The 16,366-nt window shown below is 51.9% G+C and carries 14 protein-coding genes and 1 pseudogene; 12 read left to right on the forward strand and 3 right to left on the reverse strand.

Annotated features, from left to right (window positions below):
- The first annotated feature begins 275 nt into the window (after positions 1-275).
- The 7 genes from BZG84_RS00005 (at position 276) to pseI (ending at position 6,215) form a co-directional block, all read left to right on the forward strand.
- Positions 276-590 (forward strand): HigA family addiction module antitoxin, encoded by a 315-nt coding sequence (locus BZG84_RS00005; RefSeq protein ID WP_077480797.1) that lies wholly within the window; start codon positions 276-278, stop codon positions 588-590.
- An 88-nt stretch (positions 591-678) separates the two neighbouring features.
- Positions 679-1,674, forward strand: coding sequence for a UDP-N-acetylglucosamine 4,6-dehydratase (inverting) (pseB, locus tag BZG84_RS00010; RefSeq protein ID WP_077662204.1), 996 nt, complete (start codon positions 679-681; stop codon positions 1,672-1,674).
- A 12-nt stretch (positions 1,675-1,686) separates the two neighbouring features.
- Positions 1,687-2,832, forward strand: coding sequence for a UDP-4-amino-4,6-dideoxy-N-acetyl-beta-L-altrosamine transaminase (pseC, locus tag BZG84_RS00015; protein ID WP_077480813.1), 1,146 nt, complete (start codon positions 1,687-1,689; stop codon positions 2,830-2,832).
- A gap of 3 nt (positions 2,833-2,835) precedes the next feature.
- Positions 2,836-3,540, forward strand: a complete 705-nt coding sequence (pseF, locus tag BZG84_RS00020) for a pseudaminic acid cytidylyltransferase (RefSeq protein WP_077480793.1) — start codon at positions 2,836-2,838, stop codon at positions 3,538-3,540.
- Positions 3,537-4,613, forward strand: coding sequence for a UDP-2,4-diacetamido-2,4,6-trideoxy-beta-L-altropyranose hydrolase (gene pseG / locus BZG84_RS00025; RefSeq protein ID WP_077480791.1), 1,077 nt, complete (start codon positions 3,537-3,539; stop codon positions 4,611-4,613). The genes pseF and pseG overlap by 4 nt, the downstream gene beginning before the upstream one ends.
- On the forward strand, positions 4,604-5,182 hold the full coding sequence (gene pseH / locus BZG84_RS00030) for a UDP-4-amino-4,6-dideoxy-N-acetyl-beta-L-altrosamine N-acetyltransferase (protein WP_077480789.1): 579 nt from the start codon (positions 4,604-4,606) through the stop codon (positions 5,180-5,182). The genes pseG and pseH overlap by 10 nt, the downstream gene beginning before the upstream one ends.
- Complete coding sequence (gene pseI, locus BZG84_RS00035; RefSeq protein WP_077480787.1) at positions 5,166-6,215, forward strand: pseudaminic acid synthase; 1,050 nt, start codon at positions 5,166-5,168, stop codon at positions 6,213-6,215. Before pseH ends, pseI begins: the two co-directional genes overlap by 17 nt.
- Positions 6,216-6,296: 81 nt before the next feature.
- Here pseI and icd read toward each other — a convergent pair whose 3' ends face one another.
- Entirely contained in the window at positions 6,297-7,547 is a 1,251-nt protein-coding gene (gene icd, locus BZG84_RS00040; RefSeq protein WP_069587345.1) for an NADP-dependent isocitrate dehydrogenase, read from the reverse strand.
- A gap of 139 nt (positions 7,548-7,686) precedes the next feature.
- Here icd and BZG84_RS00045 point away from each other — a divergent pair.
- From BZG84_RS00045 to BZG84_RS00065, 5 genes and pseudogenes are all read left to right on the forward strand, one after another.
- Positions 7,687-8,319 (forward strand): annotated as a pseudogene (locus tag BZG84_RS00045) (pseudouridine synthase); the annotation flags it as partial.
- Between the two features lie 437 nt (positions 8,320-8,756).
- On the forward strand, positions 8,757-9,866 hold the full coding sequence (mnmA, locus tag BZG84_RS00050; protein ID WP_077480811.1) for a tRNA 2-thiouridine(34) synthase MnmA: 1,110 nt from the start codon (positions 8,757-8,759) through the stop codon (positions 9,864-9,866).
- A 13-nt stretch (positions 9,867-9,879) separates the two neighbouring features.
- On the forward strand, positions 9,880-10,524 hold the full coding sequence (hflD, locus tag BZG84_RS00055; RefSeq protein WP_069587346.1) for a high frequency lysogenization protein HflD: 645 nt from the start codon (positions 9,880-9,882) through the stop codon (positions 10,522-10,524).
- 25 nt (positions 10,525-10,549) lie between these two features.
- Positions 10,550-11,917 carry an adenylosuccinate lyase gene (gene purB, locus BZG84_RS00060; RefSeq protein ID WP_077480783.1) on the forward strand — a complete coding sequence of 456 codons (1,368 nt, stop codon included), beginning with the start codon at positions 10,550-10,552 and terminating at the stop codon, positions 11,915-11,917.
- A gap of 109 nt (positions 11,918-12,026) precedes the next feature.
- Positions 12,027-13,175, forward strand: a complete 1,149-nt coding sequence (locus BZG84_RS00065; protein WP_077662212.1) for a ribosomal protein uL16 3-hydroxylase — start codon at positions 12,027-12,029, stop codon at positions 13,173-13,175.
- 16 nt (positions 13,176-13,191) lie between these two features.
- On the opposite strand, the gene BZG84_RS00070 is transcribed toward BZG84_RS00065, so the two are convergent.
- Both BZG84_RS00070 and oppC read right to left on the reverse strand, forming a co-directional pair.
- Complete coding sequence (locus BZG84_RS00070; protein WP_077677909.1) at positions 13,192-15,303, reverse strand: methyl-accepting chemotaxis protein; 2,112 nt, start codon at positions 15,301-15,303, stop codon at positions 13,192-13,194.
- 150 nt (positions 15,304-15,453) lie between these two features.
- Entirely contained in the window at positions 15,454-16,365 is a 912-nt protein-coding gene (gene oppC / locus BZG84_RS00075; protein WP_069590927.1) for an oligopeptide ABC transporter permease OppC, read from the reverse strand.
- Position 16,366: the final 1 nt, after the last annotated feature.

Genomic DNA, 16,366 nt, shown 5'->3' on the forward strand with positions numbered 1-16,366 from the left:
GTGTAATCGATAGAATTTTGGGTTTGTAAATAATTCTAGATTATTTATTTTTTAATTCGATTAAACTAAATTAATAAGCTAGCATCTGATCGGATACACTCCCAGGGCGAGATCGCGAACATTTTTTAACCAAAAAAGGATCGGTTTGACGATCACCTCTGGCTGTGATCATATAGGCCGATCCTAAAATAGTTCGGGGTAGATACCGTGGATATCGCTATATTTAGATAGACAACGCAGGCACGATTGCGACTACCACTAATGAGGTAACAGTGATGACGATTTTCAACACAGCTGGAATGAAACGCCAACCGACGCATCCCGGAGCCATGTTGCGCGAAGACTTTCTGCCTGATTACGGCTTAAGCGTAGAACAATTGGCTGACGCTTTGGGCGTTTCTCGTCAATCGATGACTGCCGTATTGGATGAGCGTAAAGCCGTGAGCCCGGAGCTGGCGCTTCGTCTCGCACGTTTGTTTGGTAACTCGCCTGAGTTTTGGCTCAATGGGCAAAGGGCCGTTGATCTTTGGGAGGCGTCGCAATCAATTAAACACGAGGTAGAAAAAATAAAACCGCTTGATGTCGCTTAATCGCGCGTCATGGCCCTAGCAGATCGCCAAATCCTGCTCAGATCAGTTAAACTGCCTGTATTCCCGACAGTTAGTGACAAGGCGTCCTATGTTTAACGGCAAATCCATTCTGATCACCGGCGGTACTGGTTCTTTTGGTAAAAAGTATGTCCGCACCCTGCTTGAACGCTATCAACCACGTCGCCTCGTGGTGCTCTCTCGCGATGAGCTCAAGCAATATGAAATGCAGCAAACCTTTAACGCCCCTTGCATGCGCTATTTTATCGGCGATGTGCGTGATGGCGATCGTTTAATGCAAGCGATGCAAGGCATTGACTATGTGATTCATGCTGCTGCACTCAAGCAGGTACCTGCCGCCGAATACAACCCGATGGAATGTATCAAGACCAACATTCACGGCGCAGAGAATGTGATTCGCGCTGCGATTGCCAACGGGGTGGAAAAGGTGATTGCGCTCTCGACCGATAAAGCCGCCAGCCCCAATAATCTCTATGGCGCCACCAAACTGTGTTCAGATAAATTGTTTGTCGCCGCTAACAATATGACCGGGGGCCAAAAGACACGTTTTTCGGTAGTGCGCTATGGCAATGTGGTCGGCTCGCGCGGCTCTGTGGTGCCTTTGTTTAAGAAAAAGGCAGCGGAAGGCGCGGATCATTTGCCCATTACTCACCCTGAAATGACCCGCTTTTGGATTACCTTGCAGCAAGGGGTGGATTTCGTGCTGAAAAACTTTTCGCGCATGTATGGCGGAGAAATATTTGTTCCTAAGATCCCATCGGTTCGTCTGACGGATCTCGCCAGCGCCTATGCCCCGAACACGCCCGTCAAGGTAATAGGCATTCGTCCCGGCGAGAAAATGCATGAAGTGATGTGTCCGGCTGACGATGCCCATCTGACGCTCGAATTTGCCGAACATTACGTGATTTGCCCAACCATTAAGTTCTACGACGCCGATTATGACTACCGAGAAAATGCGTTGGGCGAAAAAGGACAGCCCGTGCCAGAGGGCTTTGAGTATCAATCAGGCACTAACCCAGATGTGTTAACCGTCGAGGCCATTTTGCAACTCGACGCCGAGCAGTAAAGGAGTATGGCGTTGATCCCATACGGAAAGCAGCATCTTAGTGAGCAAGACTACGCCGCTGTGCTTGAGGTGCTAAAAAGTGATTATCTGACCCAAGGCCCGCAAGTTCCGGCTTTTGAAGCCGCCGTCGCCGAACTCACCGGGGCTGCGCATGCGGTCGCCGTCAATAGCGCCACATCTGCCCTGCATCTCGCTTGTCTGGCGTTAGGGTTAGGCCCAGGCGATCGTTTATGGACCTCGCCCATTACCTTTGTCGCGTCAGCCAATTGTGGTCGATACTGTGGTGCCGAAGTGGATTTTGTCGATATCGACCCGCACACGCGTAACCTATGCCCTCAGCAGCTCGCGAAAAAACTGGCGCAAGCGGCTGCTACTCACACCTTACCCAAGGTGCTGGTGGTGGTACATATGGCCGGTGCCAGTGCACCAATGGCTGAGATTGCCGCGCTCGCTAGGCGTTATCAGGTGGCCATTATTGAGGATGCGTCACATGCTATGGGTGCCCACTATCAAGGCGCGGCGGTGGGTGGATGCCAGTACAGCGATATTAGCGTATTTAGTTTTCATCCGGTCAAAGTGGTTACCGCGGGAGAAGCCGGGGTTGCCACCACCCAACATGCCACATTGGCGAAAGCGCTGCGTCAGTTGCGTAGCCACGGGATCACCCGTGATGCAGAAGACAGCCACGCTGCCCTGCCACCTTGGGGGTATGAACAGCATGCATTGGGGATGAACTATCGCCTCTCGGATATTCATGCCGCGCTTGGCCGTTCACAATTAACCCAGCTTCGTTCCTTTATCACCAGACGGTTTGCACTCGCTGAACGCTACCACCAAGCGCTGGCGGATTTGCCCGTTAAGCGACCCATTTTAGATCCTGAGTCGGCATGGCATTTGTATTTGATTGAGCTTGATCACGCCGACACACGCCGCACCGTTTTTGAGGCTATGCGTGTGCAAGGCATTGGCGTGAACGTGCACTATATTCCTGTGCATACGCAACCTTACTATCAGGCACAGGGCTTCCAGCCCGGAGACTTCCCGCTTGCCGAGCAGTATTACGCGGGGGCACTCACTTTACCGCTTTACCCCGATTTAACCGAGCAACAGCAAGATACGGTGATTGCTGCGCTACAAAAAGCCATTGAGGATGCGTGACCGATGAATGTATGTATTATTCCCGCCCGCGGTGGCAGCAAACGCATTCCGGGCAAGAACCTCAAACGGTTTAACGGGGCGCCCATTATTACCTATGCCATTGCGACAGCACGTCAAAGTGGGCTATTCGATCGCGTCTTGGTTTCCACCGATTGCGAGGACATTGCCAGTGTGGCGCGCGATGCAGGGGCTGAGGTGCCTTTTGTACGTCCCGCAGAGATTGCCGGTGATCACGCCACGACCTTGGATGTGCTTGAGCATGCGATCCAGTGGCTTAATCAGTCGCCACAGCAAACGCCTTTGCACGCGGTATGCTGCCTGTATGCTACCACACCCTTTGTCACCGCGGATGACTTGCGCCAAGGCTTAGCGTTACTGGACGGCGACACCGTCAAATACAGTTTTGCCGCCACCCGCTACGCCTTTCCGATTCAGCGCAGTATTCATGTCGATGCCGATGGCAGTGTCAGCATGTTATGGCCGGAGCACTTCACTACGCGCTCACAAGACCTACAACCGGCGTACCACGATGCGGGAATGTTTTACTGGGGCACGCCAAGTGCGTTTTTAGCGCGCGAGCCGGTTTTTGCGCCCCACTCGAAAGCTGTGTTGATCCCTCATTACCGCGTGCAAGACATTGATGAGCCAGATGACTGGCTACGCGCTGAACTAATGTATCAACTGTTGGAGCAACAAGCCTTGCTATGAGCCATATTGCCATTCGAGTCGATGCCTCCCAAGCGATAGGCACCGGGCACGTCAGCCGCATGCACGTGTTGGCTAACATGCTACAAACGTCGGGTCATCAGGTAACCTTGGTATGTCGCGATCTGCCCGGTAACTTGATAGCGGTCAGCCAAGAGCAAGGCTTAACGGTGGCGGTGTTGCCTGCCCCCAAAAACTCGCTTAGTAACACCGACTGGCTTGGTGTGAGCCAGCAGCAAGATGCCGAAGAGACAACCGCATACGTGGCTAACCAGCCGGTGGATTTGATGGTGGTGGATCATTACGCCCTCAATGCCCACTGGGAACAATCGATTCACACCCAATTGGGCTGTCCGGTGATGGTGGTTGATGATTTAGCCAATAGGCCCCACGATTGCGCGTTTTTGCTCGATCAAAACCCTTGGCCTGACCTGACTACGCGCTACGCGTCAAAGCTTTTAAATCCACAGACCCAATGCTTATTGGGACCAGACTATGCACTATTGCGTCCAGCATTTGCCGCCTTGCATCACTCTCCGCCGCCGCGGGAAGATAAGGTGATCGCCTTTTTCTCCGGTACGGATCCGACCGGTGAAAGCCGAAAGCTTGTGGACGCGGTGAAACACCTAGAACAAGAGCAGAAGATCGAGAGGCTGCCTTTCTCACTGTTAATTGTCACCGGCCGGCGCAACCCAGACCGCGACGCATTGTGTAAAGCGCCTGTCCCCGATGGGGTTCGTGTGGTGGAAGCACTGTCGGACTTTGATGCCCACATGGCACGGGCACGCTACGCATTTGGAGCCGCCGGCGTTACTGCCATTGAGCGCAGCTGCTTGGGAGTGCCTAGTACCTTGGTATGTGTGGCGGAAAACCAACACGCCATGGCCGAGTATCTCGCCGGACAGCCGGGCTATCAATACTTAGGACGCGGTGAGCACACCCGCTGGCAAGATTACGCATCTGCACTGCAGCACCTTGCGGCAAACTGGCATCAGCTTCCTACCCTACCAGCGATCACTGATGGAAAAGGCGCAGGGCGCGTGGTCGCGGCCTTGGAGCATCACTTATGCAACTGATTTTTAAAGCGGTGAGTCACGCGGACAGTGACACTTTATGGCATTGGCGCAATCGTCCCACTGTCCGCCAGTTTATGTACACCCAGCATGAAATTAGTCATGATGAGCACAAGGCATGGTTCAGCCATATGCTCGCCAACACACACCGTTATTTCTATATCGTTTACAAACGCGTAGACGGCCAACCGGACAAGCCACTTGGCGTGGTCAATCTTGACCTCGATAGCGAGAATAGGACAAGTGCAATCTGGGCTTTCTATGCCGCCCCCGATGCACCACGTGGGAGCGGTGCGCTCATGGAGTTTGGCGCATTAAGCTTAGCATTTGAAACCTTGGGCGTGACCCAATTGAACTGTGAAGTGCTCAGTCATAATCAGGGGGTAGTTCGGCTACATCAACGCTTTGGCTTTCATGAAACGCCGCAAAGTCGGCAACGCACCTTTTCCCTACCTGAGGGAAAGACAGTCGAGATTGTGTGCCTGTCTTTGTCCGCTGATGAGTGGCAGCAAGGCGCCAGCGCCCTTCAAACCAAACTGAATATCGATGCGGTTTATGAACAACGACATTAAGATTGCAGGCCGTTTGATCGGTCCCCAGCATCCTCCCTATATCATTGCCGAAATGTCGGCGAACCATAATGGTAGCCTTGAGCTTGCCAAACAAACCATTTCCATGGCCAAAGCCTGCGGTGCCGATGCCGTCAAAATGCAAAGCTATACCGCCGATACCATTACCCTTGATTGCGACCACGATGAGTTTCAGATCAAAGGCGGACTGTGGGATGGTTATAGTCTCCACCAGCTATATCGCTGGGCACAAACCCCGTTTGAATGGCACAAGCCGTTATTTGATCACGCCAGAAAAGAAGGCATCACCTTATTCTCCTCGCCTTTTGATTGCTCAGCGATTGATTTGCTCGAAGATCTTAACGCTCCTGCCTATAAAATTGCCTCGTTCGAGGCGATTGATTTGCCCTTGATTCGCTATGCCGCGCAAACCGGTAAACCGATGATCATCTCAACCGGCATGGCTGACGAGACAGAGATCGCCGAGGCGGTGGCGACCGCCCGTGATAACGGCTGTCGTGAGCTGGTGTTGCTTCATTGTATCAGCGCCTACCCTGCGCCGATTGAACAAAGCCATCTGCGAACCATTCCAACCTTAGCCACCCGCTATCAAACCTTGGCGGGCTTATCCGATCATTCGCTGACTAACACCGCCGCGATCGCAGCCATCGCACTCGGCGCGTGCGTGATTGAAAAACATGTGATGCTCTCTGAAGATTCGGGAGGCCCGGATGCCGCTTTCTCGCTTACGCCACCTGCACTCAGTGCGCTTTGTGAGCAAACCCACGCGGCGTGGCAAGCGTTAGGAGAAAGCGCCCTAACCACACGAGAGGCCGAGTCGAGCAACCGTCAATTTAGGCGCTCTTTGTACGTCTGTGAGGATATCGCGACCGGTGAGCCACTGACGCCCTCTAATGTGCGCAGTATTCGTCCGGGCTTTGGTTTAGCACCGAAACACTATGATACCGTGCTCGGAAAGCGCGCAACACGCGCGTTAACCAAAGGCACTCCGTTGTCGTGGGAAGATATAGACTGATAGCCTGAGTGGGTTATACCCGAGACCACAAACAAAAAACCCGGCGAGCATGCCGGGTTTTATCATCGTGCGATAATGCGATTACATTTGCGCAATCATGTCATCTGCGAACTCAGAGCACTTACGCAGGCTTGCACCTTCCATCAGACGCTCAAAGTCATAGGTCACTGTTTTGTTCGCAATCGCTTTTTCCATTGCTTTGATCACCAGATCAGCGGCTTCAAACCAGCCCATATGGCGCAGCATCATTTCTGCAGACAGAATGAGTGAACCTGGGTTCACCTTGTCTTGACCGGCGTATTTTGGCGCCGTGCCGTGGGTAGCTTCAAACAGCGCCACACCGTCACCAATGTTGGCACCAGGGGCAATACCAATACCACCAACTTGCGCCGCCAGTGCATCGGAGATGTAGTCGCCATTCAGGTTCATGGTGGCAATCACATCATACTCCGCCGGACGCAGCAGGATTTGCTGCAAAAACGCATCCGCGATGGAGTCTTTGATGGTAATTTGTTTGCCGGTTTTTGGATTCTTCATCGTCATCCAAGGACCGCCGTCCAGCAACTCAGCACCAAACTCTTCTTTGGCGACTTCATACGCCCAGTCTTTAAACGCCCCTTCGGTAAACTTCATGATGTTACCTTTATGGACGATAGTCAGTGAGTCGCGATCGTTATCGATGGTGTACTCAAGCGCCGCACGAACCAGGCGCTTGGTGCCTTCTTCTGAGATTGGCTTGATACCCACGCCACACTGCTCTGGGAAACGGATTTTGTTGGCGCCCATTTCTTCACGCAGGAATTTAATCACTTTATCCGCTTCCGCGGTGCCTGCTTTAAACTCGACACCCGCGTAGATGTCTTCTGAGTTTTCACGGAAGATCACCATATCCGTGTCTTCTGGCTTTTTCAGTGGGCTAGGAACGCCAGTGAAGTAGCGAACAGGACGCGCGCAGATGTAAAGATCGAGTTCTTGACGAAGGGCTACGTTCAGAGAACGAATACCACCACCCACAGGGGTTGTCAGTGGGCCTTTGATGGCAACTTTGTATTCACGAATAAAATCAAGTGTTTCAGCAGGTAGCCATTGATCATCACCGTATACCTTGGTGGATTTCTCACCGGTGTAGATTTCCATCCATGAAATCTTACGCTCACCGTTGTAGGCCTTAGCAACTGCTGCATCAACAACTTTAATCATTGCAGGGCTAACATCCATCCCGATGCCGTCCCCTTCAATGTAAGGGATGATTGGGTGGTTAGGGACTACCAGTTTTGTGCCGTCGAGCGTGATCTTCTGACCTTCCGCCGGTACAACTACTTTACTTTCCATTTTAATCTCCTAGCGTCCATTTGTTATCTTTGTGTAAGATGCGCACTGAGGATACTTGAATTCAGGCAACACGCCAAACAGATTATTACGTGTATAATACGGAAGTCTCATTTGCCGTTTAATCTATTTGACAGTCCTTATGACCAAGAAACCCCGCGCCAAACCAGCATCGAACACTGTTTTAAACACAACAAAAAAAACGCCAACAGCACCGCCTAATCAAGCTTCATCCCCACGCACTACACGCGTTATTCTCGTTAACAAACCGTATAATATGTTAACACAATTCAGTGGCGAACCCGCCGATAGCACACTGGCCGACATTGTATCAGTCAAAGATGTCTATCCAGCCGGTCGGCTTGATAAGGACAGCGAGGGGTTGCTGGTCCTCACCAATAACGGCGCCTTACAAGCAAGACTGACCCAGCCGTCCTCCAAATCTGACAAAACCTATTGGGTGCAAGTTGAAGGCGAACCCAGCGAAGAGGCAATCCAAGCACTTTGCGACGGTGTCGAATTAAAAGATGGCCTCACGCTGCCTGCCGATGTCACCAAAATGGCACCACCCACCGTTTGGGAACGCCATCCCCCGGTTCGTTATCGCGCAAACATTCCTACCACTTGGTTAAAAGTGGTTTTACGTGAAGGGCGAAATCGGCAAGTACGCCGCATGACTGCGCATATCGGCCACCCGACGCTGCGCTTGATTCGCGCTCAGCTAGGCCCATGGCAACTGGAAGATTTACAGCCGGGCCAGTGGCGTGAAGTGACTCCCCCGAAAGGCTTTGAGCAATTCACCCCTAAACCCAAAGGCGCAAAAGGGAAAGCACCACGTGGGCGCACTCGCTCGTCCAAGCGCGCACCGTCGAAGAAACGAGATAAGCGCTAGGAATACCTGAACATACCATCGTCCGATTTTCGCACACAGACCCTCCGCGCCAAGGATGGCGCGGCGGAGCCCCCAGGGATGGGTATACGGTGTGTCTGCGTGCGGGAGTCGGTCGATAAACCTAAGGGCTTCACAAGTCTTTGCGCGGCATCCAATCCCAAGTATTAACATATGCCGGATCGGTCACAGGCCACGCGACCATCTACCCACCCACTCACTTTGGGAAACGGCTAACGTGTGAGCCTTATCACATCTGTATCCGACGAATGGATTCTGTTAAACTCAGCGTCCATTTATTGATAGCAGCATTTGTGATCACCATGTCAGATAACAGCAGCAAAAAAGTGATTGTCGGAATGTCCGGCGGTGTTGATTCGTCCGTTTCTGCCTACTTGTTGAAACAACAGGGATATCAGGTCGAAGGCCTGTTTATGAAAAACTGGGAAGAGGATGACAACGAAGAATACTGCTCTGCTGCAGAAGACTTGGCCGACGCACAAGCCGTCTGCGATAAGCTGGGTATTGAACTGCACACCATCAACTTCGCCGCTGAGTATTGGGATAATGTTTTCGAGCACTTCCTAACGGAGTACAAAGCAGGCCGCACGCCTAATCCTGACATTCTTTGTAACAAAGAAATCAAATTTAAGGCATTTCTCGAATTTGCCGACGAAGTGCTAGACGCTGACTACATTGCTATGGGTCACTATGTACGCCGTTCGTTCCCAGAAAATGGCGAAAAAGCACAAATGTTGCGCGGCCTTGATGGCAATAAAGATCAAAGCTATTTCTTGTATACACTGAGCCATGAGCAAATCGCGCGGAGCCTGTTCCCCGTGGGCGAACTGGAAAAACCACAAGTACGCCAAATTGCTGAAGAACAAGGCCTAGTGACCGCGAAAAAGAAAGACTCGACCGGTATTTGTTTTATTGGTGAGCGCAAGTTTACTGATTTTCTTGCTAAGTACTTGCCGGCACAACCGGGCCCGATTGAAACCACGGACGGCGACGTGATTGGTGAACACCAAGGCCTGATGTATCACACGCTCGGCCAACGAAAAGGGCTGGGAATTGGCGGCATGAAAGGCGGTAATGGTAGCGAAGAGCCTTGGTATGTGGTCGATAAAGATGTCGCACGCAATGTACTGATTGTCGGTCAGGGTCACGACCATCCTCGTTTGTATTCAGAAGGCTTAATTGCCGCCCAATTGCACTGGGTCGATCGCGAAGTTATCACTGAGCCACGTCGCTGTGCGGTGAAAACACGATACCGTCAGCACGATATATCATGTACTATCACGCCTATCGATAACGACACGATTAAAGTCACTTTCGATGAACCGCAAATTGCCGTTACGCCTGGCCAATCTGCCGTGTTTTATGATGGCGACGTGTGTCTTGGCGGTGGCATCATCGAGCAACGCATTTAAGGAGCCGTGATCAGTGGCAGAGACGATTTATGATCGCACCCTCGCCTTTGCGAGCATTTGTCAAGCAGCCAAGTTGGTGCAAGATGTATCCCGTCAGGGCTATTGCGACCAAGATGCGCTGCGCACCAGTTTAAGCAGCATTATTGTGACCAATCCTTCCTCGACCCTCGACGTCTTTCGTGGCGAGGCGGGGGAAATCACAGGTGATGGCGAACGCGGCCTACGCATTGGCTTGGAAACACTGATCCATCAACTCGATAACGGCCGTAATGGGACTGAGCTGACGCGCTATCTCATCAACCTATTGGCTTTAGAGCGCAAGCTTGCCAGTCGCCGTGATGCGATGGCCCAGCTCGGTGATCGTATTGAAACCATCGAGCGCCAAGTCAGCCATTTCGATTTGCTCGATGAGCAGATGATCAGTAACCTTGCCAGCATTTACCTCGACGTGATCAGCCCGCTGGGCCCAAGGATTCAAGTTTCTGGTGACCCTCAGCATTTACAACAAACCGGTGTTCAACATCGCGTGCGTGCCATTTTGCTGTCAGGGATCCGCAGTGCTGTATTATGGCGTCAAGTTGGCGGCAAACGCAGACACCTCATCTTTGGCCGTAAAAACATGGTTGAACAGGCCAAAATCATTCTAGCCCGTACCTAATCAGATTGAACTCAGGAGACAAAAAATGGAACTGTCAGCGCTGACTGCTGTTTCCCCGGTCGATGGCCGATATGGCACGAAAACGATTGCGTTGCGATCGATTTTTAGTGAATTTGGATTATTGAAGTATCGTACCATCGTCGAGATCCGCTGGCTGCAAAAGCTTGCTGCGACTGACAGCATCACAGAAGTGCCTGCGTTTAGTGATGAGGCCAATGCATTATTGGATCGCATTGCCGCTGAATTTAGTGAGCAAGACGCTGCGCGCATCAAAGAGATTGAGCGCACCACCAACCATGACGTCAAAGCGGTTGAATACTTTTTAAAAGAAAAAGTGGCTGACAACCCTGAGCTGAATGCAGTTAACGAATTTATCCACTTCGCTTGTACCTCTGAAGACATCAATAACCTGTCTCACGCGCTGATGCTTAAAGAAGCGCGCGATACCGTTATCTTGCCTGAGATGAAGCGTCTTGAAGCGGCGGTGAAAGATCTGGCTCAACAGTTCCGTGATGTGCCTATGCTCTCTCGCACCCACGGCCAGCCTGCGTCTCCTTCGACCATGGGTAAAGAGATGGCGAACGTTGCCTACCGCATGGCGCGCCAAATCAAACAAGTCGCGAGCACTGAAATTCTCGGTAAGATCAACGGCGCAGTCGGTAACTACAATGCACACCTCTCTGCCTACCCAGAGATTGATTGGCACGCCTACAGCGAAGCCTTTGTCACCTCGCTCGGCATTGATTGGAACCCGTATACAACCCAAATTGAGCCGCATGATTACATTGCCGAGCTCTTTGATGCCGTCTCGCGCTTTAATACTATCTTGATCGATTTTGACCGCGATATCTGGGGCTACATTGCACTCGGTCACTTTAAGCAAAAAACCGTTGCGGGCGAAATTGGTTCATCGACCATGCCACATAAAGTGAACCCGATTGATTTTGAAAACTCGGAAGGCAACCTAGGGTTGGCGAACGCGATTTTCTCTCATCTGGGCCAAAAGCTACCGATTTCTCGTTGGCAGCGTGATCTGACTGACTCCACCGTGCTGCGCAACTTGGGCGTGGGTGTAGGCTACACCTTGATTGCTTATACCTCGACCCTTAAAGGGATCAGCAAACTGGAAGTGAATCAAGCAGCGCTCGAAGCTGAACTGGACAAAAACTGGGAAGTACTGGCAGAGCCTGTTCAAACCGTAATGCGTCGTTATGGCATTGAGAAGCCGTACGAGAAGCTGAAAGAGCTTACGCGCGGGAAACGTGTCGACGGTGAAGGCATGCGCCAGTTTATCGACGGCCTTGATTTGCCAGAGCATGAAAAAGCGCGTCTTAAGCAAATGACGCCTGCCAATTATATTGGTGATGCGGTCAAGCTCACAGACAAACTTTAAGCAAAACGCTCCCATACCTCACGGCCTCCATTTGGGGGCCGTTTTTTATCCCCTCGCACCGCCCCGCTCAGCGCGTTATACTGCCGCAAATTTCTTAACCTGTGATGCTATGTATCAGTTTCAATTTTCCATTGCCGACTTTATGTCCACCTATTGGCACCAAGCGCCTACCGTTATCCGTCAAGGCTTTATAGATTTCGAGGATCCCATCGACCCAGAGGAAGTCGCAGGCTTGGCGATGGAAGCCGATATTGATTCTCGCATGGTGACACACGCGAATGGTCAATGGCAGGTTGCCCACGGACCGTTTGAGGATTTTAGTGACTTTCCTGATACTCACGCGCAACTGATTGTTCAGGCAGCCAACCACTGGCACCCGGGCGCCCGCGAGTTAGCCAGTGCCTTTTCGACACTGCCTCAGTGGTTATTCGACGATCTTATGGTGTGCTATTCCCAACCGCATGGCGGCGTTGGTCCTCATATTGATCAATATGATGTCTTTATTGTGCAAGGCCAAGGGCGTCGTCGCTGGCGTGTGGGGCCCAAAGGGCAGTATCAAGAAGCCAATTTGGAAACAGGTTTGAAGCAAATTACCGGCTTCGATGCCATCATCGATGTGGTGCTAGAGCCGGGAGATATTCTTTATATCCCACCAGGCTTTCCGCATGAAGGGGATACGCTAGCGCCCTCGCTCAGTTACTCAATTGGCTATCGCTCACCAAAAGCCCGCGAGCTATTGAGTAGCTATGCCGACCAAGTTATCGTCGATGAAGCAGGCGACCATCATTTCCATTGGCCAGCCATGCAAGCGCAACCCGACGCGCCGGCAGCATTGGATCCACAACATCTCGCGCAAATGGATGAGATGATGATGGCGTTAATGCACGACGAAACCCGTAAAAAGCGCTGGATTGGCGAGTTTCTCTCTCAGGCTCGACACGAGCTCGACTTGCTCAGCCCCGATCCTCAGTGGCAGCCTGATAGCCTCAAAGCCGCCATGCAAGATGGGCTTTGCTTAGAAAAACTCAGTGGCTTACGTGCGTTTTACCACCCAGACCAGCCTGAAATGATTTTTATGCTCGGTGAAAGCTTTGATTTACCCGCGGAGTGTGCATCGCTTACTCCAGCGTTGTGTAATCAACGCTTTATTGATTGGGAAACCCTCGGCAACGCCGCCGACAATAACCTGTTTTGGCCGATGCTCACGCTTTGGGTCAATCGCGGCTACTGGTACCCTCTTGAGGAAGCACCAGAGTAACCGCGTCTCATCAAGGTTATACTTTAAATTGGGCCGTGAGCGCACGCTGGCGGCCTGCTAACCCTTCAAGCTGGCTAGCTATGCTGGCGGTAGATTCAGCATGCGACAAGAGTTCATCACTGCGCTGACGAATATGCGTCACGTTTTGGGTGACATCGCCTGAGACGGCACTTTGTTGCTCAGCCGCGGCACTTATTTCACTATTTAGATCCATCATCTCCTGCATCGCCGCACGTATTTGATCTAAGCTGGTTACGGTTTCTTGCACTTTTTCCGCGGTATGATCTGCCAGTTGATTACCATCGTGAATAGCAGAGACAACGGAGTCAGCCCCTGACTGCAGCGAGTCAATAACGGTACGGATCTGCGAGATAGACTGGTTGGTTCGCTGGGCCAATTCTCGGACTTCGTCTGCCACCACCGCGAATCCTCGTCCCTGCTCTCCCGCGCGTGCCGCTTCAATAGCCGCGTTTAACGCAAGCAAATTGGTTTGCTCTGACATGGTATCGATGACGGTTAAAATCTCGGTAATGTCTTGGCTGCTTTTATGTAAAGCTTGCGCATCATGCGTGGCGCCATTGAGCGTTTCGACCAAGCGCGCCATCGCTTCAGACGAGGTTGTGACAATCGCCTCCCCACACGCCGTCGCTGTATTCACGGCACTAGCCGCGCTTAGCGCGGATTCAGTATGGCGGGCGACTTGCGTCGCCGTTTGCGTCATTTGCTCCGAGGCGGTTGCCACCGCATCCAAGCTTGAGACTTGTTCACGACTACCATCTCGAGTTTGCGCCGCCACGCGTGATACTTCTTTAGCGGTGTGTTCCGCTTCTTTAACGCTATCAATCACGTTTGCCATGATGGGCTGGAGCTTATCGAGAAAGCGATTAAACCGCCCAGCTAATACACCAATTTCATCGCGGTTTTTGAGGACAATGCGCTGAGTCAGGTCGCCATCACCATCCGCAATCTCCGCTAACCGAGCGGCTAAAAGGCGCAATGGTTTAACGATTTGCCGTGCAGCAATACTCACAACGACTAAAGCCAGTAGAATGGCAATCACGCCCAAGGTCCGCTCAGTTGTGGCGGCTTGCGCGCGTTGCGCAGTTATCTGCGATGCTAGCTGTGTCGCACTCGCCAGCAATGCTTGTTCCGGCAGCGAAATGAGCACTCCCCATGTTGCACTGGGTAGCGCAATCGGCACATAGGTCATTAATTGGCCTTGCTGCCACTGCGTCTTCGCGTCACCTGCGCTTATCCACTCAGACAGCCGAGATGGCGAATAACGCAATTGCGAGATATCACTCCCGAATGCATTGGGCTCATCGGTTGCCACCAACTGGCCGCGCTGACTGATCACACTAATATGCCCACGGCCGTCAAAGAGTGCTTGGTCCGCTTGCTCAATCAAGGCTTGTAGGTCATTCAATTGGATCTCAATCCCAAGCACACCGAGCACATCACTATCACGCATCAGCGGTGAGGAAATCGTAACATGTAAGCCTTCGCTATCACTTTGGGGGGCGGACACACAGGCTGTGCCTTGGCTAAGCGGGCATTGATACCAATAATTGCTGGGCTGCCCGGAGGCGGTGCGGGCGGTATCGCTAATTTGCGCTTCGCTCAGCACTGATGGCGTCAACTGGTCACCACGCTTTTGCCATAGACTGGCAAAGCGGCCTGCGGCATTGGCGCCACGTTCACTGTCTAATTGGTAAAACTCATCCTCTTGGTCAAGTGCATTGGGCTTAAACACGACAAATGCTGCTTGCACGCTGTCGAAGTTCACAACAGAGCGACGGACGAGTTCATTAATCGAGCCGCGAAGCTCACCACTGTCAGTAAAATTTTGCTCCGCGTTATACTGTAAATACACCACGCTTTGGGCCAGCATTTGTGCGCGGTACACCGCCTCATCAAGCGAACGTTGAACATGGGTGGCTTGCACTTGTGCTTGGCTTGTCGCTAAGCGCTGTGCAGATTGTTTTAGGCTCTGCGTACTCGCAGTGCTAACGGTTTGGTGGAATTGCTGATTCACGTACGACGAAAAACTCAGCAGCGCTGCTGCTGTAATGGCGACACAGGCGCCAGCCACCAGCGTGACTTTCCATTGGATCGAAAGGGATTTCATGACAGCTCCTTGTCATTACAACGCACTCGCATAATGCCAGCGCTATTCTCATCCTTGAAACACTTGCAACTAAACCATAACAAAAAAGCGCAGGCGATAAACCTGCGCTTCCCATATTTTTGCTTTTTTACGGTAAGAACCCTAAATGACTTACCTGTCTTTCGGGTCTAACGCATCGCGTAAACCATCACCGACATAGTTAAAGCAAAACAGTGTCATTACCATAAAGGCCGCAGGGAAAAGCAATTGCCAAATCGCGAGTTCCATCGTTTGAGAACCCTCTTGCAACAACGCCCCCCAGCTAGTCATCGGCTCTTGCACCCCGAGTCCCAAGAAACTCAGGAATGATTCAAACAAAATCATATTGGGGACAAGCAAAGTCGAGTAAACCGCAACAATACCGAGCACGTTTGGCACGATATGGCGCGTAATAATATGGCGCGTACTAACCCCTGAAACGTGCGCGGCTTCGACGAACTCTTTACTGCGTAAGCTTAGGGTTTGACCACGCACAATACGCGCCATGTCTAGCCATGCAATACAGCCGATGGCAACGAAGATCAACACGATATTACGGCCAAAGAAGGTGACCAACACAATCACGAAGAACATGAATGGAATCGATTGGAGGATCTCGACCAAACGCATCATGACAGCATCGGTGCGGCCGCCAATAAAGCCAGATGTGGCACCATATAGCGTACCAATCAACACCGCGACGAGTGCCCCCATGACACCGACCATAATCGAAATGCGTCCGCCCATCATGGTGCGGGTAAACAAATCACGTCCTAGCGCATCGGTACCAAACCAATGCCCTTCCATACCAAATGATGGCGCGGCATGAATAGCATACCAATCGGTCGCATCGTAGGCATAGGCACTTAGATGCGGCCCAATAATCACACTAAGGCCAATCAAAAACAGGATGACCAAACTTGCCATCGCCGCGCGGTTACGTCGAAAACGCACCGCAGCATCTTGCCATAAGCTTCGACCCTTCACATCGACTTGTTCAGAGAAGCTCTCGAGGGCGTCAATATTTTCTTTTTTCGTCAGCATT

Origin of the sequence: Salinivibrio sp. PR932 (assembly GCF_001996125.1) — a bacterium.
GTDB classification, from domain to species: Bacteria; Pseudomonadota; Gammaproteobacteria; order Enterobacterales; family Vibrionaceae; genus Salinivibrio; species Salinivibrio proteolyticus.

Excerpts from the sequence above, each read along its gene's own strand:
- BZG84_RS00005 (WP_077480797.1), top strand. The coding sequence starts at position 276 with ATGACGATTTTCAACACAGCTGGAATGAAACGCCAACCGACGCATCCC.
- pseB (WP_077662204.1), top strand. The coding sequence starts at position 679 with ATGTTTAACGGCAAATCCATTCTGATCACCGGCGGTACTGGTTCTTTT.
- pseF (WP_077480793.1), top strand. The coding sequence starts at position 2,836 with ATGAATGTATGTATTATTCCCGCCCGCGGTGGCAGCAAACGCATTCCG.
- pseG (WP_077480791.1), top strand. The coding sequence starts at position 3,537 with ATGAGCCATATTGCCATTCGAGTCGATGCCTCCCAAGCGATAGGCACC.
- pseH (WP_077480789.1), top strand. The coding sequence starts at position 4,604 with ATGCAACTGATTTTTAAAGCGGTGAGTCACGCGGACAGTGACACTTTA.
- pseI (WP_077480787.1), top strand. The coding sequence starts at position 5,166 with ATGAACAACGACATTAAGATTGCAGGCCGTTTGATCGGTCCCCAGCAT.
- icd (WP_069587345.1), bottom strand. The coding sequence starts at position 7,547 with ATGGAAAGTAAAGTAGTTGTACCGGCGGAAGGTCAGAAGATCACGCTC.
- mnmA (WP_077480811.1), top strand. The coding sequence starts at position 8,757 with ATGTCAGATAACAGCAGCAAAAAAGTGATTGTCGGAATGTCCGGCGGT.
- purB (WP_077480783.1), top strand. The coding sequence starts at position 10,550 with ATGGAACTGTCAGCGCTGACTGCTGTTTCCCCGGTCGATGGCCGATAT.
- BZG84_RS00065 (WP_077662212.1), top strand. The coding sequence starts at position 12,027 with ATGTATCAGTTTCAATTTTCCATTGCCGACTTTATGTCCACCTATTGG.
- BZG84_RS00070 (WP_077677909.1), bottom strand. The coding sequence starts at position 15,303 with ATGAAATCCCTTTCGATCCAATGGAAAGTCACGCTGGTGGCTGGCGCC.
- oppC (WP_069590927.1), bottom strand. The coding sequence starts at position 16,365 with ATGCTGACGAAAAAAGAAAATATTGACGCCCTCGAGAGCTTCTCTGAA.